Raw genomic sequence first — 21,784 nt, 5'->3', positions numbered from 1 at the left:
GGTTTATTTAGTGTTAAACAAAAAAGCAAAGCGAATACTATGAGTAGCCATTTCTAAGGAGTCAAGATCTCCCCCGGTTTTGTAAGCATCCCATACATATGAGAATTGAAGCGCATTCTTATTTTTTAAATACGATGTATAAGTCAGTGCTGTGTTCATTCTAAAACCAGAAAAGAAAGAGAATTCATGATCGAAGGTTTTAAATGAGGTATAGATATAAGAGTTTCTATAGGAACTGTTTATAATTCCTGTATTTAATAAAAAAGAGAGTTCTTTTTTTCGGGGGAGTAATGTATATGGGATAAAAAGAAATTTCCCGCTTTTAGTTCTGTTTCTGGAAATATCCCGAGTTACCTTGACACTACCAAAGAGATTAATGATTCCTTCTAGACCGGTACTATTATTCTGTAAAGATGGATTATACCTGTAGTTTCCTGTTGCCATTAGGCTTGCCCCAGCTTTAAAATTCCATAAATCATTAGAAATAGATGGGATTTGGTATAATTGGCGATAGTACAAAGAAACCGTTCTAACACTACTAAAGGTTTCATGTGTTCCAGAAGAAGCTCTATTAGATCCAAAGGAATATTGAATTCCATATTCTCCTTCTTTTTTCTCATCAAAACGAAGTCTCGAAATATATAATTCCAGTCCTCCACCAGCATAAAACAGGGGAGAAGTAGCAAAATCTCTAAAATTAGACCGTTGGATGCCCGTTCCTATTTTTATATAGGTAGGTCGTGTTTTTCTCAATTCTTTTTTAGTAAGTTGGGCATAGGAGGTAGTACTCCCTAAAAAAGAAAAAATGACTGCAATGAATGCAATACTTATTTTATTCATATGGTATTGATTATAATTCGAATTGATTTTTAAAAACGAATCTATTCTACAAATGAATGTCGTATAAAAATTGCAAATCCCCTATATAAATCGAAGGCTTTTTTTATCGTATTTTTTAAGCATATAGAATAAGACCAACCCCTAGTAATATTCCGATGAGAGGTATCAGTTTTTTTCGCTTATTTTTTTCTTTAAAAACAAGCCCTCCAATAACAACAGCAATCAATATTTGACTCCGTTTTATAGCGGATAGCAACATGATTAATGCTTCTGGGTCCTGTAAGGCTCTGAAATAGAAATAATCAGCGGTCTGAAGCAAAATCCCTACTGCAGGAATACTCCATTTCCAGATAAAGGCGGTTCTTTTTTCTTTATAGGGAAACCAGGTAATGGTTAAGATAATCAATAATAAAAGGACTACATACCAGCAGAACCAGAATTGTAATGTCTGAGGAGGAAGCGCTTGATACTGAATCAAAAACTTATCATACAATCCACTTGAAGCTCCTAGAAATGTCGCACCTATAATAGCAAATATCCATTTATTACGCTTGAAATGAATTCCTTCTTTCTTTCCAACTTTGGAATAAAGCAATACAGAAAAAATAATAAGAAAAAAACCGATCCATTGCCAGAAATTAGGCTGTTCCTGATAGAGTAGAATGGCTCCTATAAAAGTAAAAAAAGGACCTGCTGACCTGATAGGAGTAACAATGGTTATTGGCAAGTGCTTCAGGGCTTGATATGCCAAAACCCAAGAGGACGCCATAATCGCAGATTTTATAAAAATATAAAAGTGTGTTTCCCATGGAATCTCTGCTATATAGAGATTGATATGCTGCATGTTTTCTGGAGACACTCGGGAGATAATAAATACCGGTAAGAGTAGCAAAAGTCCTGCCCCAGAAGTTCCTAATAATACAGGAAACACCTCATTTCCTTGGACAGCGTGTTTTTTACACAAGTTATGAAGTCCTAAAAATAACGCCGATAATAAGCCTAAATACATCCACATGGGCGCGAAGATACTTTTTTAATAGACCTGAACAAATCTTTCTTTTTTTTAAAAAGATATATAGTGATTATCGTAGCGGATTAGTGTAATAGATCACAAATATTCTTTTTGTAATATTCACCTATAGGAAGCTCAATTGTACCAATCTCGATATCATTTTTAGTATAAGCAGTGACCTTATCTCTATTGACAATATATGAGCGATGAGTTCTTATAAAACGCGCATCCAATTCTTTTTCAAAAGAAGAAATTCCGTATTTGACCACATGATTTTCCTCTGTGGTATGAATTTTAATGTAGTCTTTTAGGCTTTCTATATACAATATGTTATCCAACATGACTTTGAGCTGCTTTCTGTTTTTACGCACATAGACATGTGTGTGTTGAGAAGAAGCAGTTACTGTTGGAGCAGGAACAGCGGTAGATTGTTGGGTAGCCAAAAACTTTTCTATTGCTTTGAAAAAACGTTGAAACACGATCGGTTTTAGTAGATAATCAATTGCATCTAGTTCAAAACCATCTAAGGCGTAATCCCGATATGCAGTGGTAAAAATAACTTTAGGTTTATGAAGTAAGTTTTTGAAAAAATCGGTACCTTTTAATACAGGCATTTCGATATCCAGAAAAAGAAGATCAACATTATGTTGCTGTAATACCTTACTTGCTTCTATAGCACTAGAGCAAGAGGCGATAATTTCGAACTGATCCAATTGTCCGAGGTGAGTAGCGATTAGTTCTCTTGCTAAGTCTTCATCATCAACGATTATACAGCTGTATTTCATTTTGAGGCTAATTTTAGAATAATGGTATAGTGTTCTTTTTCATTAGATATATCCAATTCATACGCATCTGGATATAATAATTCTAATTGCTTCCTTACATTACTTAGACCTATTGATTGCTTATCAGTATTCTGTACACTCTCTAATGGTTTAGAGTTTTTGACAATAAATACAATTAAATCGTTTTCTAGTCGCAAATCAATTTTGATTACTGCCTGTTTGAGTTCTTGAGTAACCCCATGTTTAAACGCATTTTCAATGAAAGTAAGAAGGAGTAGTGGCGCTATTTTTACAGCTTCTGATACCTGATTATCAAAAGAAATTTCAACACGCTTCCCATACCGTATTTTTTCCAGGACAATATAATTCTCTATTAATTCAATTTCTTTTTGAAGAGGAACAAAATTATCCCCGCACCGATATAGCATATAGTCCAGGATGTTCGATAGTTTTTCAATAATTAAAGGCGCCTGATCTGATTTCTTAAGCGTCAACGCATATAGATTATTTAATGTATTAAATAAAAAATGTGGGTTTAACTGTTGTTTTAAAACAGCGAGTTCCGCAATTTTCTTTTGCTCATTTATTTTTAGAAATTGCTGTTGGTTCTTATAAAACCGATACATTAGTAAAATAGCGGTTGGGGTTATAAACTTAATACATTTACTAATAAATGTAGAAAAGTTAAGCAGCTGTTCTAATAAAGGTTGTGTTATGTACTTTAGTTTTCTTTCCGGAAAAAAAGCGAGGTATTTAGTGTTGTAATAACAAGATCGTATGCTCACGTATATAGCGAATACTACAACAAGTGTAGCGAATAACCAACAAAAAAAATGAAGTAATTTATTTTTATCCAGAAATTTAGGAGCTAGGATAAAAAGAGTAATATGAGCCGTCATAAATTGCCCTATTACAATGAGTAAAATACTTTCAAACATCTGAATGTACCCAGCATTATAATATATGATATCTGTGGTAAGAAAGAAATACAAAAAAATACATACCCAGAAAAGTGCATATCGCAGGTAAGAAATATTTGAAAAGGAAAAAGAGTTTTTAGTAATGTCCATATTGACATGCTAAATTACAACTATAATATCGACTTTGACAGTTTAGTATCCTAAATTCGTTTTCCCGATGCCTTATAGGGATTTATAGTAGACAAAACAGGGTTTCTACGTCAATTTACCTTCTGATATCAAAAGAACCCGATTGGTCTATTTTTATAATTTCATGTCAGTATCCAGTATAGATTTATCGACAGAAACGAAAGAGTTCCTTATAAAACAACGATAATATTTACTAAATGGATACAAGACGATCACTATTTTTTTTATTCAGTATTTTTATATGTTATGGGCTATCTGCACAGGAATCGCAGATTACTTTTCTGGAGGAAGAAATAACGATAGATGGGCAATTAGATGAAGTAGTTTGGAATAAGCTCCCCATTCATACCAATTTTACCAATTACCTTCCAGAAAATAATAAGATTGCCAGTAATCAAACAGAAGTAAAAATGTTTTATAATGAAACTTCTCTTTTTGTAGCTGCGATATACCACGATACAACGCCTAAGGTGCAATTAAGCTCTTTAAAACGGGATGACAACTGGAATACTATAGCCATGAGTGATTCTTTCGTAATGGCATTAGATACTTACAATCAACAGCAAAGTGGGTATTATTTTGCTATAAATGGAGGAGGAGCATTGGTTGATGCCTTGATTGAAAGAACAGGTGATAGTTTTAGACTGAATACCAGTTGGAACACCATCTGGAAGGGGAGTAGCAGTGTACAGGGGAATAAAAAAATATATGAAATCGAAATTCCCCTTAAATCATTAGGTTATAAAAAAGAAAATACGAATTGGGGGGTGATGTTTCATGTTCGGGATATCAAAAGAAATGAGTGGACAACCTATACCCATATGGATCGAAATTATCGGATATTCGACCTTCGGTTTTCTAAACAGCTAACAATAGATCAGTTGGCAAGTGCTTCCGCTTCCCGAATTACTTTAATCCCGTCGATAACTGTCGATCATCATGAGAAAACAACAACAGATACAAAAGAGACAACTATAACGCCAAGCCTGGATCTACAGTATAATATCTCATCTTCTTTAAAATTAGATGCAACAATACATCCTGATTTTTCTCAAATAGATGTAGATCAGCAAGTAACTAATCTGACGCGATTTGCAATTAATTTTCCCGAACGCCGTAATTTCTTTTTAGAAAACAGTGATTTGTTTTCTGGATTGGGAATTAATTCGGTAAATCCGTTCTATTCAAGAAGGGTAGGTGCTTTAAGCGATATTATAGCAGGAATGAAAATCTCAGGAAATCTGACCAAAAAGACCAGAATAGGTGTATTAGATGTTATTACCAAAGAAGAAGATAGTATCACTCCCTCTCAAAATTATGGTGCTTTTGTAGCACAGCATCAAATTTCTAATGCGTTTACAGGTACTGCCTTTCTCATCAACCGGCAGGAAATGGACAATTTGCGACTAATAGATGATTATAACAGAGTAGCAGGAATTAACCTTAATTACAAGTCTGCAAATAATAAGTGGACCGGACTTGCCAATTATGGAAAGAGTTTTGGTAATGAGTACTCCGGGGAGAATGAATTCTATCATATGGGAGTATGGTATAGTACAGCAGAAACTACTTTTGATGTTTCTGTACATAAAGTTGGTAGAAATTACATCACTGATGTGGGATTTGTACCAAGGCTTACTAATTATGATGCGACCAATGACGTAGTCGTAAGGGAAGGTTATACACAGGCGAGAGTAAAAGCCGACTTACGACACTTCTCCAAAGAAAGAAAACACATTGATTCATATCGCTATCTCTTATTAGATAATGAGATGAATTGGAATGAAAATGGCAAATTGATTCAGTCTTCTACTTTTTTTAATAATGCACTATGGTTTAAAGATCTATCATCTATGTATTTTAACGTGATTTATGATTATAATGATCTGAAATATGCATTTGATGTTTTGCGAAATGGAAATAGTATTCAGCCAGATGTATATAGATATGTTTCATTTCAAGCGGGATATAATTCTGTAAGAAATAAAAAAGTACAATATGGTGGATCATTACGCCATGGATCGTATTATAATGGAACCCGATCCCGCTTATTTTCTCGTATAGAATACCGATTATTACCTATAGCAAGACTAAGGTTGATATATGAAGTCAATAAAATAGACCTGAAGGCATTAGGAGAACAAACTTTCCACTTGGCAAGATTTACGGGAGAAGTTTTCTTTTCAGAACGATTTAATTGGACAACTTATGTGCAGTACAACACACAGTTGAATAACTTTAACATTAACAGTCGTTTACAATGGGAATACAAACCATTATCATATCTGTACTTAGTAATAACAGATAATTTTGATAAACACATACATAGAAAGAACTGGGGTGTAGCATTAAAACTTAATTATCGATTGGACATATAAATCCACATCAAAATATATTTATAACTAAATTATTAGTTAAAACTAATTAATTAGTTATATTTGTTCATCATTAAAAAACAAATAGTTATGAAATTTATACTTACTACATTATTCGTAGTGTTAGCCATGACTCTGTATGCTCAGGAATCTCAAGAGAAGTATTACAAACATCTTGTCTTTAGAGAAACTCCGTATTCAGCAACCATTGGCAGAATACCAATTAGTAAAGAACGGGCAATGAAAGAAAATCATTACAAGATGTCATATGACAATCGCGGTCGTTTAACGTTGATAGAATATCGAATAGGAAATACATTAATCAGTAGGAGGAGAGTAGGAATACTGGATGGTTTCAGGAATATACATTCCAGAACTAAAATACGTTATGAGGATAATAAAGAAATCAGAACCTTTTATAATCCCAAAGGAAAGCAATGTCGCAATAGTATGAATGTATATGAAGAAGTATATACCTATAACGATTTGGGGCAGCGTACAGGGGTTCATTTTTATGATGAAGAAGGAATACTTGTTAATAACACTTGGAATATAGCTACTTATGAGTGGGAACATGTAGATGATCATACGATTGTAGAAAAAAGAAAAGATACCAAAGGGACCTACGTAACCATGAGACCATATTATCATTTTTTGATCACTCTGTATAAGTTCAATAAAGAAGGAATATTGCAATCGATGAATCATATCAATGATAAGAGGCAATTGATTAATGATTTTAATGGAGAAAATGGAATTGCGATCGATAAACCGGTCTATGATGAAGCGTTAAACCTGACTGGTTTTACATTTTACAACGCTAATAATGAAGCGGTCATTGGTTCTTTTTTAGCATGTGCAGGAGGGGTTGTTACATATGACACTAATGGTAATTGTATTAAATACGCAACTATTGACCTGAAGGGGCGTATTATGTTAGATGATAGGGGAAGAGCATATGACACCTATACCTTTAATAAACAGGGAAGTTTGACAGAAATTGCTCATTACGGAATTAATAATGAGTTCGTAGAAATAAGAGGTGCAACTAGAATTGTTTTTGAATATGATAAGGATGACCCCTCTAAGTTTATTAAAACACGACATTTTGTTATTGAAAATACGAATAAACAATAGTAAGATATGATATACATAAAGATTAGATCCTATGCTGTATTGATAAGTATGTTGTTATCCGGGATAACAGGAAGTACACAGCAACTTCCTGATACCAGTTATGATCCTGTAATCAGTTCAAAAAAATATGAGCAAGATGATGGTCCTACCATTTATATCGATCGTGGACACCGCAATTTTCATACGAGGAGCAACAGATATCTCCCTTTTGCGCATATATTAAAAAAGGATGGTTATCAGGTAGCAGATTATGATGGTACATTTACCATAGATAAATTATCTGATGTCGATATTTTGGTAATTTCCAATGCACTACATCACGATGCAAATCCGCCATTTGTTCGTCCAACTAAAAGTGCCTTTTCGACTAAAGAGATTAAAACCTTAAAGAAATGGGTAGCTGCTGGAGGAAACCTGTTTTTAATTGCTGATCATATGCCATTTGCCGGAGCTGCAGCAGATTTGGCCAGCGCATTTGGATTTCAGTTTTACGACGGTTTTGTTTTTGATAAAGAGGGAAGTGGGCGTATTTATTTTACAAAAAAAGAGAAAATGCTTAGACTATCTTCTATTGTTGATACACATATTGATAGTATTCAGACATTCACAGGACAAGGATTCAAAATACCTCAAAATGCAACTTCTATTTTAGATCTAACAAAGGAACAACAAGTATTTATGGCAGATACAATGTGGGTTTTTAATGATCAAACCCGGAAATTTTCTGCAGAAAAATTATCTCAGGGGGCCTATATGAATTTCAAAAAGGGAAAAATTGTTGTCTTTGGTGAGGCTGCAATGTTTACTGCACAATTGGCAGGTCCTCAACGTAGAAAAATAGGAATGAATGCAGAAACAGCACATCAAAATTACAAATTACTACTTAATATTATTCACTGGTTAGATGATTGAAAGGAATAAGAAGAACCATAAAGACGAAAAGAAAGAGGTGTTAGTCCGGTATGTCGTTTAAAATTTCGGCTAAAAGCACTGTGATTTTTATACCCAATAGCTATGGAAATCTCATCAATTGTTTTGGAAGAATTCTTTAATAAGTAACAAGCTTTTTTTAACCGTTCCTGCATAATAAACTGATGGGGAGTTTTCTTATAAACAGCTTTAAATAACCTCAAAAAATGAAAAGAAGACAAGGCTGCTGTGTATCCAATATCATCCAGTAAGAGGTCTTTTTCTATATTAGCGAGTATATAATCCTTAGCGATGCCTAGTCGCCTGAATAATTCCTTTTGTAGCGAGCTGTTCTTGACAGGAATCCTGTTGTGTATTAGTTCGGTATGTAAATGTTTATGAAAAAGAGCTTCTAACAATGTAAACTTTAGTTCCTTAAAAAACAATGCATCATTAGTCTGTCGAAGAATTCCTTTTTTAAACTGTAAAAACAATTGTCTGAGAAAGAGATCATTTTCATATGTATGTTCGAAAAAAGTAAGAGACTCAGCAGCCATATTATATGGGTTATCGAGTAATGCCCTGGTACTGGCCTTAGAAGCATATATAAATTGCTTACAGAGTGTAGGGTGAAAAGCTATGGTCAATCCCTCTACTTCTTTTTCTGAATCTATCTCACTATTCCATTCTTGTCCGGGATTAATGATCAGGTAATTTCTATCGGTAAGCATGGTATCATGTTTACCGAGTTTTAGGTATTGATAACCATTGAATACCATTTTTACAGTAAGTCTCCCTATATGTTTTCCAGAAAAGAGCTTATTGCTTTTATAATAAAAAGCATTACTTTTTATGATATCTGCATTTAGATTTGACTTAGAACAATATACTTCATCCTCTAAGGCACTATGCATGCTCTGACAAAAAGGACATACTTGTACTCGTGATTTTTTCATTGTATTGATAACACTGAGATACGATCAAATATAATACGTTTCTTAGGATTTCTATAAGAAAGCTGTTCTATTGGTGATATTTAGCAAGATGTGCACAATACGATTTCATAAAATACTATAAGTTTATCTCAACAATATCTTTGTAAGAGAAAAGTATCCTATTTCAAAGAAAATTAACCAAATGTAATCGTATTATATCAATGACAAAAAAAGAACGAATAACGATTTGCGGAGCAGGAATTGCAGGAGTAGCCACTGCTTATTATTTATTGCAAAAAAGTAGAAACCTGGAAGTTTTACTAATAGATAAACAACAACCTCTTTCCTTTACGACCAGTAAATCCGGAGAAAACTTTCGGGATTATTGGCCACAAGAATGCATGCGATTACTCTGCAATAGGAGCATTGCACTGATGGAATCATTGTTAGAAACCCATGGGGAAGCTTCATTTGAAATGAAAAAAACGGGATATCAGTTTGTATCCCATCATCAAGATGCCCCGATTTTTGATGCTAGCGGTAAGAACCATGCGAAAAATCATGTACAATTGCTGACCGATCAGAAAGAAATAAAGAACCGTCACTCATATCTGGATTCCGGAATAGAAAAAGTTGTAACTATTGTCAATGCAGGTGCTATAGATGTATATGCGATGGGAAGTCTGCTGATCAAAGAAATCAACAAAAGGGGAGGGATATTTTATTCGGGCGAAATACAGCGTATCGTTAAAACACGCGGAACATATGATATCCATTTAGATACAAATGAAGTCATTGCAACTGATAAAATTATCATTGCAGCAGGACCATTTATCAACCATATAGCAGCTATGTTAGGCATGAGCTTTCCAATATCCAATACAATGCAACATAAGTTTGTGATTCCCGATCCATATCATTGCATTCCTGAAGATATGCCATTTACTATTTATGCAGACGCGCAACACCTTAGCTGGACAGATGAAGAAAAACGTTTTTTCTCTGCTGAAGAACAATTTAAGTGGTTATTGCAGAAATTTCCGGGAGGACTACATATCAAACCAGATGGAGGAGGGCGTATTAAAATGGGATGGGCATTCCAAACGAGAAAAGAACATCCTCATTGGACTCCTCAGTATACATTTTCGCATTTTCCAAATGTAGTACTAAAGGGAGCCAGTCGTTTTATACCTGCATTATCCGAATATGAAAATCAATTACCAACACCTCTGACACAATATTCCGGATATTATACCCGAACCGAGGAAAACTGGCCCTTAATTGGTCCAACAGAGAGAACCAATGTATTTGTAGTAGGAGCACTAGCAGGTTTTGGTACCATGACAGCCTGTGGAGCAGGGGAGTTATGTGCCAATCATGTGTTAGGTGAGACATCACTGCCAGTATATAGTGATTATTTTCACCCCAGTCGATATCATAACTCTTCCATGATCAGAGAAATGAAACTCAGTATGAGTGATGGTCAATTATAACACACTAAATCTCATTTCGGTATTGTGCAGGGGTTAGCTGTAGTAAAGATTTAAATTTTTTATAAAACAATGGGATTGAAACAAATCCACTTTCAGTAGCAATGTTCTCAATAGTCATAGAAGATTCTTTTAATAAATAACAAGCATGTTGTAGTCGTGCTTCCAGAATTAGTTCTTTATATGTTTTACCGGTTGTTTTCTTGATATACCTGCAAAAAGAAGAAGGAGTCATTCCTATTTTCAATGCCATTGCCGAAGAAGAAAGGTTCTTTTTATAATGTACAGCTATATAGTTTTTGATTTGATGCAATATAGGAGCATTTTTAGAACTAGTAGTTTTGTATTCCCCCGCTAATGGAATATGAGTTGATGCGCTAAGAATATGCATTATTTTGAAAAAAAATATGATGCGCTCAAAATGAGTTACCGATTTCATTTGTTCCATTAATGAGCCAATCGTTTGTTTTGTGCTTGTGTCAAAAACGATGGCAGAATCAATTGTATATAAAAAACGGTGGATCGTCTCAAACTCTTTAAATCCTGCCGCTATTTTCTGAAAACTGCGAATATCAAAGAGAATGACATATTGCTCAAATTTACGTGCTCCCTGATATTCCTTATACAATGTATTATGCGGAATATAAGGAGGTAATAAAACGAGATCCCCATTTTCATAATGGCTAACATGATTATTGATAAATCGCTTGCCAGTCCCGAAAGGGATAAAAACCAATTCGTACATATCATGAAAATGCCAGTAATTATCCGGGAGAGCCTCCTCTTCTTTTTGATGCGTATAATAAATGGAAGAAGATAAATTAGGAGTAATATTTTCTAGATAAGCTCTATTCATAAGCTAAATATAAGCAATAAGACAATTCAGATAATAAAAAAGACAATTAAGCATATAATTTATTAATAAAATCCCAGCATATTTGTTATTATTAGTAACCATGAATACCTACCTATGTTTGAATACATTGATCAAGTACAAAGATTGATAGACCATTTGAGATCAGATCAGGAAGAATCTATTAAAGCAGCAGCTACTGTATTAACAAAAGCAATAAAAGAAGATCGAATTATCCATACACTGGGGACTGGACATTCTCAGATGATCGCTATGGAGTTATTCGGTAGGGCTTCTGGTATTGCGAATGTAAGTGCAATGCTGGATGAGCTACTATTATTAAGTAACGGAGCAAGAAGATCGGCAGCAATAGAGCAGGTAAGTGGTCTGGCATCCATATTATGGGATAAGTATAATATAGAGACTTCAGATGTGTTGATTATTATTTCCAATTCAGGAAGAAATGCAATTCCAATAGAGATGGCACAAATCGCAAAAGCTGCAGGCGTAAAAATTATAGCAATTACTTCCTTAGAACAATCCAAAAAATATAATTCCAGGCACAAGAGCGGGCAAAAATTATATCAATTGGCTGATATTGTAATCGATAATTGCGTTCCTTCTGGAGATGGAGTTATGCATATGAATAATGAATTATTCGGTCCAGTGTCTTCCATTATGGGAATGGTGATCGTTAATACGATTGTAACTGAAGCGATCAAAGAATGCCATCGACAAAATATTCCTGTAACGATCTACCAGAGTCAAAATATCGATCATACTGATAATGATCGGATTTATAAACAATTCGAATCAAGAATACCACATTTATAAAATACTGTAATAATATGAAGGGAGGAATCATACATCTATATTATATTTTTAATACATATTGGTAACATATGTTATAGTTATGACATTAAATAGGGAATAATAGATTAAAAAAAAAACAGTATATAGTTGTTATAATGAGAGTTATAATGCTGTATGTTTTGGCGAGCGAATGATTTTTTATAATTTCGCGAGGATTTTTTTAAACCCCTATCAACATTTTTATGAAAAAAAATATTTTTATCTTTTTATGTACCCTTACTTCTGTACTGGGGTATGTTTCATGTTCTGGAGATGATGCTACTGTTGTAGACCCCCCTTTAAGTAATCAGAATGATATCATTTCTTTTTTATTTACAATTAATGAGGTAACGACTCCTCTATCTTTCGAAAATAGAGAGGCTTCTATTTTGTTACCGGCATTTACGGATGTTACGAAGTTGACTCCAACAATCGAGATATCTGATAAAGCTACAGTTAAGCCTGCTTCAGGAACTCCTCAGGATTTCACCAATCCGGTAACCTATACTGTGACTGCAGAAAATGGAGATACCAAAAAATTTACAATTCGAGTTTCCCTTGAGGATCCCAGCTCAGATAATAAAATCCATTTGTTTGAATTTATCAATTTAGCAGGAAATACCACCAGTAATGGATATGGGTTCCGGGGGCAAGACCCTTCAGATATCGACACTTTGAGTTTTAAGGTGCCCTATTTATCTCCAATAGAAGGATTAAAATCGCGAATTTCTATCAATGAGACTGCAACAATTGTTCCTGCTTCTGGAGAGGAATTAGATTATTCTACTCCTGTAAAATATACGGTTACTGCACAGAATGGAGAAACCAAAGATTATTTGGTAATGGTGGATAACAGTCTTGATAAAATAAAGATTGAAGGATTTCATATAGATTCTTTCAGAGATAAAAAACCAGGAGATTTGATTCAGTTTGATGTCAATGAAGTAAATCCAATACAAGATCGTATTCAATTATATCTTGTAGATATGGTTACACAATCTAAAATAGCATTGCCGATACAAGATATCAAGGAAGTCGATGATACTAAATATACCATTACGTCTCAATTACCAGATACGTACACGAATAGTAATTATCAAATAGAGATATCCATTGAGGCTGATAACAGTGATCTTAGTGATGGATTCCGATTAGATAAAGGAACTCCTAATTTTGTACATGTAAAACAAGAATTTAACAACGGAGATTCATTTACGATTAAAAAGTTATTTTCTATGGAAGAAAATGGAGCTGTTCAGGTAAATGATTTTACCGCCCAACTGTATGTAGAAGAGGCCCGATTTGATGCTTATAAGTTTTATTTAAAGCAAAACGGAAACGAATACAGTATCACTTCCAGAGGACATGATATGCATTTTCCAGAAGCATATTTTACAATGATACAAGATTTAGGTACTCAGGGAGCAACCGATGGTAGTGATTATACCTTTGTTATTGAAATAGATGGGGTGAAACATGAATTTCCGTTTATAAATGATCAGAAAAATCCGATTGAGGTAATTATTCCTGGGGCTCCGTCAATTACAAGTACTGATAAAGCAAGCTATATAAAAGGAGAAGTAATCACCCTGCAAGGAGAAAACTTATATGTAGATGCTGAATTCAGTAATATTGTTCCTATTGATAGTAATTTATCCCTATTCAATATTTCAGAGCCTAGTATTTATTACTCTTTACATGCTACTAGTACTTCATCTCAGCAAATCAGTTTTACAACTCCTGCTACTATGCAGAGTGGAGACCCTTATAGAGTAGGTTTCAGAAATAATATCGGACAATCACTTCCTACTTCCATTAATGTAGCTATTGAACAACCAGCTTCTGAGCACCCTTCTATTACAATTACAGAAGCAGTACTGTATTATAATGCTTCTCAACCGCTACATAAGCAAGTAAGAATTTCTTTTAGTGAAAATATAGAAACGGTATCTATTGATAATTTGGTACTACATGTAGATCAATTAGAAGTTGGAAATTATTTTACGAACCCGACATCTATTCTCACAGGTCAATTATCGGATGATAATGCCAGTAAGGCTACTAAGTACAAAGATGGATATGTAATCATTGATGGGTATAAAATCCCGTTTACTTTAGAAATACGATCTTAAAATAGATCAGCTTCAGATAGCTGTGAACAAGATATACAGATCATATATAAAAAGAGGGCGGTTACCGCCCTCTTTTTATGTATACTCATGAACTGAGGTATAAATGCTCCGCACTTGTGTCGTATTATTTTATGATAATTTCCTTTGAATGCCTTATGGATATACTCAAAGACCATCGATATATAAAAAACAAATTTTTATAACTATATTATCGATCCGAAAATAAGAAGAATGGAAGCACATAGTCACCTCAGTAATCAAGAATTCGAAAGACAGTTTGCCACTTGTTCCTTAGATCCCTCATTGTTTAGTCATGAAGCACATCTTAGACTGGCTTGGATTCATATTAAAAAATATGGTCTTGCAAAGGCAGAAGAAAATATCCAAAAACAACTACAAGACTTTGTAGCATATGTAGGGGCTATGGATAAATACCATGTTACAATTACAATTATGGCTATCCGGGCAGTAGATCACTTTATGAAACAGTCCAATACTGATAATTTTCAGGATTTTATAAATGAATCGCCTCAATTAAAAACAGATTTTAAGGCATTGGTTCGGAGTCATTATACCAATGATATTTTTACAGTAGCGAAAGCACGAACAGAATTTGTCGCTCCGGATATTGTATAATTCGTTACGTACTAGATCTAGAGAACTTGCTTTGTCAAAGATAAAATCCTAAATACAATTTATTTATTAACCTTCTGGGCGTATATTTAATTTCTAAAAGAAATATGGCTTTCTCTTCGCTTTTTTTATTTTTTTTTGGAGCTATCGGAATCTTTAATAGCTTCCTGATCAGTTTCTATTTCTTATTGTATAAAAAACCAAAACAAATTTCGAATGTCTTATTTGGGTGGTTTCTATTATTTATCAGCGAGCGTGCATTGCGTTCTTTAATTTATTTTTTTAGTGAGATTAGTCCCAATGCCTATTCTACCTTTGGTCCCGTTACATTTTTATGTATAGGTCCCTTTTTCTTTCTATACATCATATCTGTGATACGCCCCGAAAGTTCTATCATTACTTATTGGAAATATCATATTCTATGTTGGGTACTCGTGGCTATTAGTATGCATATTATTTTTCCTTTTAGAAGCGATCCTATTTTTTATAAAAAATACATTCTAAAAGCAATCAATATACAGTGGGCTATATATGTACTTATCGCCACTATATCATATATAAAACACCTACGGAAAGATACTGAAGCAGCTCGTGAAAAAAACCGTAGCATTCACTGGTGGCTGGGGAGCTTATTAATTGCTGTTTACATACAATGGATCATTTATTTTTTTATTAGTTATACCTATTTTGTAGTTGGCTCAATTGTTTTTTCAGTTTTATTTTATATGTTTTATCTATTTCTTTTAAAGAGGAAAAAGGAACGCAATCATATTTTTGAACCCAATAGTAAGTATAACAAAAAGAAAATAGAAGACGAAACAGCATCCACATTGATCACCACGCTTACTAGTATAATGACCGATCAGCAATTATATAAGAATTCAGGGTTAAAATCTTCGGATATTGCAATGCAATTAGGCATATCAACACATCAATTCTCACAATTATTAAATGATAATCTAGACAAAAGTTTTGCTGCCTTTATCAATGCCTATAGAGTTGAAGAAGCAAAGCGGTTAATTAAAGAAAATACCAAGTATACCCTGGAAGCCATCGGAAAGGAGTCTGGTTTTAATTCTAAATCAACATTTTACAACAGTTTTAAACGAGTTGTAGGGATGACACCTTCTGTATATAGGGATCAGTTTTTGCGTTCAGAATTATAAATCTGAACAAAAACGAGGGGTATTTGTGAGTCTTTTTTAGCAAAAGCCTTGTTTTTTTGCAGTATCAATTTTAAAACAACAGTTATGAATCGATACAACAAGATCCGATCATTTTTGAGTATATGTTTATTCATTTGTATGAGTAGTTGTATTTCTCAAAACAAGAAAGCAACTCCTCAGGAAACTAAAAAATCTATTGCCGAAGCATTAGCCATTTTACCCAATGCTTCAGTTTCAGAAATGATCACGCAGTATCATACCCTTAAAGAGCAACATCCAGAAGCATATAATTTTGATGATGAGATGGAGCTCAATAAATTAGGGTATCAGTTTTTGAATAACGGAAAAATAAAAGAAGCTATAGAAATTTTTAAACTTTTGGTAGCAGAATTTCCGGACGCCTATAATCCTTATGACAGCTTAGGGGAAGCCTATTTAGCAGATGGTAATATTCTTTTGGGAATTAAGAATTACGAAAAATCTCTGGCATTAAACCCTAAGAATATTCATGCAGAAGATGTCATTAATAAAACCAAATATGCAGATTATGATGCGACCCGATTTCATAAAACTTATTCGGTTACTCAATATATCAATGATCTTGATGAATTAGCCCGTCGTTTAACCGAAATACATCCGAATGTATATAAATTTATCAGTAAACAAGCATTTTGGGAGGGAGTAGAGGCTCAGAAAAAGACTATTACACCACAGACAACTTTTAGTGAATTCATTTGGCTGTGCAGTGAGATTATAGCCAGTATTAATTGTGGTCATACTTCAATGGGATACTTTCATCAAGAACGAAATATGATTCCCATGGAGCTTCGTTTTCCTATGGAACTAAGAATCATTGATGACAAAGCCTATGTTTCAAATCCGTTGGCTAACAAAGATAAGATTGAAGTCAAACAAGAAATAGTACGTATTAATGGTATTCCTTTTGATACGATTAAAGAAAAGATATATAAGCATATTTCTTCTCAGGGAGCAATTCAAACGTATAAAAAGAACTTTTTTAATGCCCATTCTACAGCCATCATAGCATATGCATTATCCTTTCCAAAAACATATCAGGTAACGGTTAAAGGTAGTAAAACACCAATTGCATTAGTTCCATTAGAAGAATACACCAATAACTTTGAATCCTCTATGGTGAATGCATCATGTTCAGCCCCTCTTTGTCTGGAATATATTGAAGGAGGAAAAGTAGCCAGAATGCGTATTCGCAGTTTTGCTTATTATGGAAATAAATTTCCGGAATTCAAAACCTTTATGGATACTAGTTTTAAGGAATTAAAAGAAAAAAATAGTAGTGATTTAATTATTGATCTTAGAGGAAATGGAGGAGGACCTTCTGATGCTGGGATTCTTTTTTTACAATATATATCCAAGCAACCTTTTACCTATTTCTCTAAATCTCAGTTCAATGAAAAATTAGAGGAGAATCAGCTAAAAGAGAATGCATTCTCAGGTCGTATATATATAACAATGGATGGGAATGGAAACTCTACCACAGGACATGTGATCTCTTTGGTCAAAAAGTTGAAATTGGCCACATTGGTAGGAGAGGAGTTAGGAGCTAACCAATTTTGTACCGGGGGGCAAAAACGATTGCGATTATCCAATACTGGAATTCAATTTTCGGTCGCCAGAAATACCTATGTTACTACGGCTACTTCGTATCCCGATGATAAAGGCATTCTTCCGGATTATCCGGTATTTCAGTCTATTGAAGATTATTTAGATAATAAAGATACTGTTATGGAATATACATTAGAACTGATCAGAAAATCCAACTAACATATCAAGACCATATGATCTGATGTCCTCTCAATCTTAGAGGGCATCTTTTTTTGATTACTGACAGTTATGCTTATTCTTATGTACAATATGTAATATTGTAACCTTGTCTTTTTTTCCTAATTGGTGGGGTCAAATAGTTAATGCGAGTTCAGAGATGCTATTTCTTTTTTTATTTTTTGTACTTTAGAAACATCCGAAAATCGAACATAAGCGTCTTTTTTCGTGGCTTTTGCTATACTTTTCTATTAGTTCAGTATTCAATTGTTCAAAAAACCGAATCAGTAAGAATCACATAATCAATTCTTTATCTGTAATAGATAATGAGGGAATGACCATTGAACAATTAGGGGCATATATGATGAAAACAATACCCATCATACACTATAGAATACATTATTTAGAGGAAATAGCAGGTCATAATTACAAATCAACTTAATAATAGTAATGTTAACATGAAATTAATTTTAAGACTAGGAGTCTTGTGGAGTGTTCTGATGATTCTAAGTACTTCTCTACAAGCTCAAAAAATGAACAGTGACACCTTTACAGGGTTAAAACTTAGAAATGTTGGACCGGCATTTACATCTGGAAGAATAGCAGATATTGCCATTCACCCAAAGAATGAAAATGTCTGGTATGTGGCTGTCGGTTCAGGAGGCGTCTGGAAAACTACAAATTCTGGAACCACCTGGAAACCAATTTTTGACAGTCAGCCATCTTTTTCTATAGGGGCTATTGCAATTGACCCTTCCAATCCACATACGATATGGGTAGGTACCGGAGAAAATGTAGGAGGACGTCATGTAGCTATAGGAGATGGGATTTACGTCAGTCACGATGATGGCGCTACCTGGAAAAATAGCGGTCTCAAAAAATCGGAACACTTATCAAAGATCATTGTTCATCCAAAGGACTCTAATATCATTTGGGTCGTTTCTCAGGGGCCTTTATGGAATTCCGGAGGAGAACGAGGTGTGTATAAATCTACCGATGGAGGAGGGTCATGGAAACGAACCCTGGGAGATGACGAATGGATTGGCGCTACTGATATGGTAATAGACCCAAGAAATCCAGATGTTTTATATGCTGCTACCTGGCAGCGACATCGTACTGTAGCTGCTTATGTCGGGGGAGGTCCCGGTTCAGGAATTCATAAGAGTACTGATGGAGGAGAAACCTGGACGAAATTAACCAGCGGACTTCCCGGATCTAATATGGGAAAAATAGGATTGGCAATTTCTCCTTTTAACCCGGATATTATTTATGCAGCTATTGAATTGGATCGTAGAAAGGGAGGAGTTTTTATGTCAGCAAACAGAGGGGCTTCCTGGAAAAAACAATCCGATGCTATTTCTGGAGGAACCGGTCCTCATTACTATCAGGAACTTTATGCATCTCCTCATCATGAAGGGAAATTATTTTTTATGAATAATCGGGTATTAATCTCTGATGATCATGGAAAAACCTTCTATACTATGAATGAACGTAATAAGCATGTAGATAGTCATGCGATGGCATTCAAAGCCTCTGATCCTAATTATGTATTATTCGGTACTGATGGAGGACTCTATGAAAGTTTTGATTTGACCAAAAGCTGGAAGTTTGTTAGGAATTTACCTATTACACAATACTTTAAAGTAGCAGTAGATGATTCCAAACCTTTTTATAAAATTTATGGAGGGACTCAGGATAATGGATCTCATGGCGGGCCTTCACAAACAACAGCATATAGTGGAATATCAAATTCCGATTGGTGGAAAACCTTAGGAGCAGATGGGCATCAATCCGCAACGGAACCAGGAAATCCTAATATCACATATGGAGAATTTCAGCAAGGAGCATTATGGCGGATCGATCAGACCACCAGAGAAACCGTATTTATCCAACCACAAGCAAGAGAAGGGGAGCCGTACGAACGTTTTAACTGGGATGCTCCAATTTTAATCAGCCCCCATAATCCGAAACGCTTGTATTTTGCGTCGCAACGTGTATGGCGTTCAGAAAACAGAGGTGATGACTGGCAGCCAATTTCTAATGATTTAACACTCAATCAGGAACGTATTACCCTTCCTGTATATGGAAAACAGCAAAGCTGGGACAATGCCTGGGATGTATTTGCTATGTCTAATTATAATACCATTACCTCTTTGGCGGAATCTCCTAAACAAGAAGGTCTTCTATATGCAGGAACAGATGATGGATTAATTCAGGTAACTGAAGATGGAGGAAAAACATGGCGTAAATATACATTGAGCTCTATAAAAGGGCTTGATCATGTGCCTTTTGTCAATGATGTACGGGCGGATCTATTCGATGCTAATACGGTCTATGCGGCAGTAGATAATCATAAATATGGAGATTATAAACCTTATATACTCAAAAGTACTGATAAAGGAAGAAACTGGTCTGTTATCAATGGAGATTTACCGAATCGCCTTTTGATATGGAGATTAGTTCAGGATCACGTCAATCCAAATTTGTTATTTGCCGCTACTGAATATGGAATTTATTTCACATATAACGGAGGTACGAATTGGGTACAATTAAAAGGGGGGGTACCTACCATCTCTTTTAGAGACATTACCATTCAGCGTAGAGAAAATGACCTGGTAGGTGCTTCTTTTGGGCGAGGTTTTTTCATATTGGATGATATTACTCCTTTACGTAATTTTAAAACATCCATGCTTACAGAGGAAGCTACTTTATTCCCTATAAAAGACGCGTATTGGTATCGCCGCTACAGCAGAGTGGGGAGTCAGGGAGATGCAGAGTACACGGCTCCGAATGCTCCTTTTGGTGCCCGGTTTACGTATTTCTTAGCTGATAATATAAAATCCTTAGCAGATACCCGTAAAAAGAAAGAAAAAGACAATACTGATTTTCCCGGATGGGAAGCACTGGAAAAAGAGAAAAACCAGGAAAAACCAGCTATCTTACTCATCATAAAAGATGCAAATGGGCATACAGTAAATACCGTATTAGGAACCAACAAAAAAGGATTTAACCGAGTAAACTGGGGATTGAATTACCCGAGCAAACGAGGAGAAAGACTTGAGGATAAAGGGAATGGTTTTGATGGGAGTAATATGTTAGTGACTCCGGGGGTATATTCTATAACCTTGGCAAAGCGCATCGATGGAGTAACCAGTATCTTACAGGGACCAACGCAATTTAAGGTAGTTCCTTTATACGACGGAGCTTTACCAAGAAAATCATTTGATGAGATGAACCAGTTTAGAAAAGAAGTGGTGGACTTCCAGCAAGATCTTACGGCTACCAATATGATGATGAAACAAATGGTACAAAAAATTGCAGTGATGAAGCGAGCTGCTAATAAAACAACAGCTCCCAATGATGGATTGGTACAGCAGATAAATGATACCAGATTACAGCTGTTGACCATTGAAAAAGAATTGAGCGGGAACCCGATAAAAGGTGAAATAGGAGAGCGTTCGAACCCTACAGCTAATGATGGAAATCGCATTTCCTGGAGTGCTTTCACCAATACGTACGGACCTACCGGAACTCATAAGGCATTCTTAAATCGTTCAAAAAAGCAATTGCAGCAAGTAAAAGCAAGCTTGACAAAAGTGATAGAAAATACCTTTCCTGATATTGAAAACAAGCTAAGACAAGCTGGTGCTCCATGGATAGAAGGGCAAGGGCTTATCAAAAATTAATCCCTGTATTTCTTAACGATAAAAAAGGTGACTGCATGATTGCAGTCACCTTTTTTATAATAGTTATATT

General features: G+C 34.8%; 16 protein-coding genes. 10 read left to right on the top strand and 6 right to left on the bottom strand.

The window, feature by feature from the left end:
* Nucleotides 1–3: 3 nt before the first annotated feature.
* The 4 genes from ACFSTE_RS18195 to ACFSTE_RS18180 form a co-directional block, all read right to left on the bottom strand.
* Nucleotides 4–840: a hypothetical protein gene (locus tag ACFSTE_RS18195; RefSeq protein ID WP_378298329.1), complete on the bottom strand. Its 837-nt coding sequence runs from the start codon at nt 838–840 to the stop codon at nt 4–6.
* A 115-nt stretch (nt 841–955) separates the two neighbouring features.
* Nucleotides 956–1,855, bottom strand: a complete 900-nt coding sequence (locus tag ACFSTE_RS18190; RefSeq protein ID WP_378254874.1) for an EamA family transporter — start codon at nt 1,853–1,855, stop codon at nt 956–958.
* Between the two features lie 80 nt (nt 1,856–1,935).
* Nucleotides 1,936–2,637: a LytR/AlgR family response regulator transcription factor gene (locus tag ACFSTE_RS18185; RefSeq protein WP_378254872.1), complete on the bottom strand. Its 702-nt coding sequence runs from the start codon at nt 2,635–2,637 to the stop codon at nt 1,936–1,938.
* A complete protein-coding gene (locus tag ACFSTE_RS18180) occupies nt 2,634–3,707 on the bottom strand; it encodes a sensor histidine kinase (protein WP_176030244.1) in 1,074 nt (357 codons plus the stop codon). Before ACFSTE_RS18180 ends, ACFSTE_RS18185 begins: the two co-directional genes overlap by 4 nt.
* A 236-nt stretch (nt 3,708–3,943) precedes the next feature.
* On the opposite strand from ACFSTE_RS18180, the gene ACFSTE_RS18175 reads away from it, so the two are divergent.
* The 3 genes from ACFSTE_RS18175 to ACFSTE_RS18165 all read left to right on the top strand — a co-directional run bounded on the left by ACFSTE_RS18175 (nt 3,944) and on the right by ACFSTE_RS18165 (nt 8,170).
* Complete coding sequence (locus ACFSTE_RS18175; RefSeq protein ID WP_378254870.1) at nt 3,944–6,124, top strand: DUF5916 domain-containing protein; 2,181 nt, start codon at nt 3,944–3,946, stop codon at nt 6,122–6,124.
* 87 nt (nt 6,125–6,211) lie between these two features.
* Nucleotides 6,212–7,258, top strand: coding sequence for a hypothetical protein (locus ACFSTE_RS18170; protein ID WP_378254868.1), 1,047 nt, complete (start codon nt 6,212–6,214; stop codon nt 7,256–7,258).
* 6 nt (nt 7,259–7,264) lie between these two features.
* Entirely contained in the window at nt 7,265–8,170 is a 906-nt protein-coding gene (locus tag ACFSTE_RS18165) for a hypothetical protein (RefSeq protein ID WP_378254866.1), read from the top strand.
* Here the strand turns inward: ACFSTE_RS18165 and ACFSTE_RS18160 are convergent.
* Nucleotides 8,152–9,123: a helix-turn-helix domain-containing protein gene (locus tag ACFSTE_RS18160; protein WP_378254864.1), complete on the bottom strand. Its 972-nt coding sequence runs from the start codon at nt 9,121–9,123 to the stop codon at nt 8,152–8,154. The genes ACFSTE_RS18165 and ACFSTE_RS18160 overlap by 19 nt on opposite strands.
* Nucleotides 9,124–9,323: 200 nt before the next feature.
* Between ACFSTE_RS18160 and ACFSTE_RS18155 the strand changes: the two genes are divergently transcribed.
* Complete coding sequence (locus tag ACFSTE_RS18155; RefSeq protein ID WP_378254862.1) at nt 9,324–10,595, top strand: NAD(P)/FAD-dependent oxidoreductase; 1,272 nt, start codon at nt 9,324–9,326, stop codon at nt 10,593–10,595.
* Between the two features lie 4 nt (nt 10,596–10,599).
* Here the strand turns inward: ACFSTE_RS18155 and ACFSTE_RS18150 are convergent, their stop codons facing one another.
* A complete protein-coding gene (locus ACFSTE_RS18150; RefSeq protein WP_176030250.1) occupies nt 10,600–11,448 on the bottom strand; it encodes an AraC family transcriptional regulator in 849 nt (282 codons plus the stop codon).
* A gap of 114 nt (nt 11,449–11,562) precedes the next feature.
* On the opposite strand from ACFSTE_RS18150, the gene ACFSTE_RS18145 reads away from it, so the two are divergent.
* From ACFSTE_RS18145 to ACFSTE_RS18120, 6 genes are all read left to right on the top strand, one after another.
* Nucleotides 11,563–12,279 carry a sugar isomerase domain-containing protein gene (locus ACFSTE_RS18145; RefSeq protein WP_378254860.1) on the top strand — a complete coding sequence of 239 codons (717 nt, stop codon included), beginning with the start codon at nt 11,563–11,565 and terminating at the stop codon, nt 12,277–12,279.
* A gap of 221 nt (nt 12,280–12,500) precedes the next feature.
* Nucleotides 12,501–14,429: a hypothetical protein gene (locus tag ACFSTE_RS18140; RefSeq protein ID WP_176030252.1), complete on the top strand. Its 1,929-nt coding sequence runs from the start codon at nt 12,501–12,503 to the stop codon at nt 14,427–14,429.
* A 231-nt stretch (nt 14,430–14,660) separates the two neighbouring features.
* Nucleotides 14,661–15,065, top strand: coding sequence for a hypothetical protein (locus ACFSTE_RS18135; RefSeq protein WP_176030253.1), 405 nt, complete (start codon nt 14,661–14,663; stop codon nt 15,063–15,065).
* A gap of 104 nt (nt 15,066–15,169) precedes the next feature.
* Nucleotides 15,170–16,228: an AraC family transcriptional regulator gene (locus ACFSTE_RS18130; RefSeq protein WP_378298325.1), complete on the top strand. Its 1,059-nt coding sequence runs from the start codon at nt 15,170–15,172 to the stop codon at nt 16,226–16,228.
* Between the two features lie 138 nt (nt 16,229–16,366).
* Nucleotides 16,367–18,031: a S41 family peptidase gene (locus ACFSTE_RS18125; protein ID WP_378298323.1), complete on the top strand. Its 1,665-nt coding sequence runs from the start codon at nt 16,367–16,369 to the stop codon at nt 18,029–18,031.
* A gap of 455 nt (nt 18,032–18,486) precedes the next feature.
* Nucleotides 18,487–21,714 carry a WD40/YVTN/BNR-like repeat-containing protein gene (locus ACFSTE_RS18120; protein WP_378298321.1) on the top strand — a complete coding sequence of 1,076 codons (3,228 nt, stop codon included), beginning with the start codon at nt 18,487–18,489 and terminating at the stop codon, nt 21,712–21,714.
* Nucleotides 21,715–21,784 lie beyond the last annotated feature (70 nt).

The organism is Aquimarina hainanensis (assembly GCF_042684685.1).
Lineage (GTDB): Bacteria > Bacteroidota > Bacteroidia > Flavobacteriales > Flavobacteriaceae > Aquimarina > Aquimarina hainanensis.
Note: the sequence above shows the minus strand (reverse complement) of the source record. Positions and strands in the feature narration are given on the sequence as shown.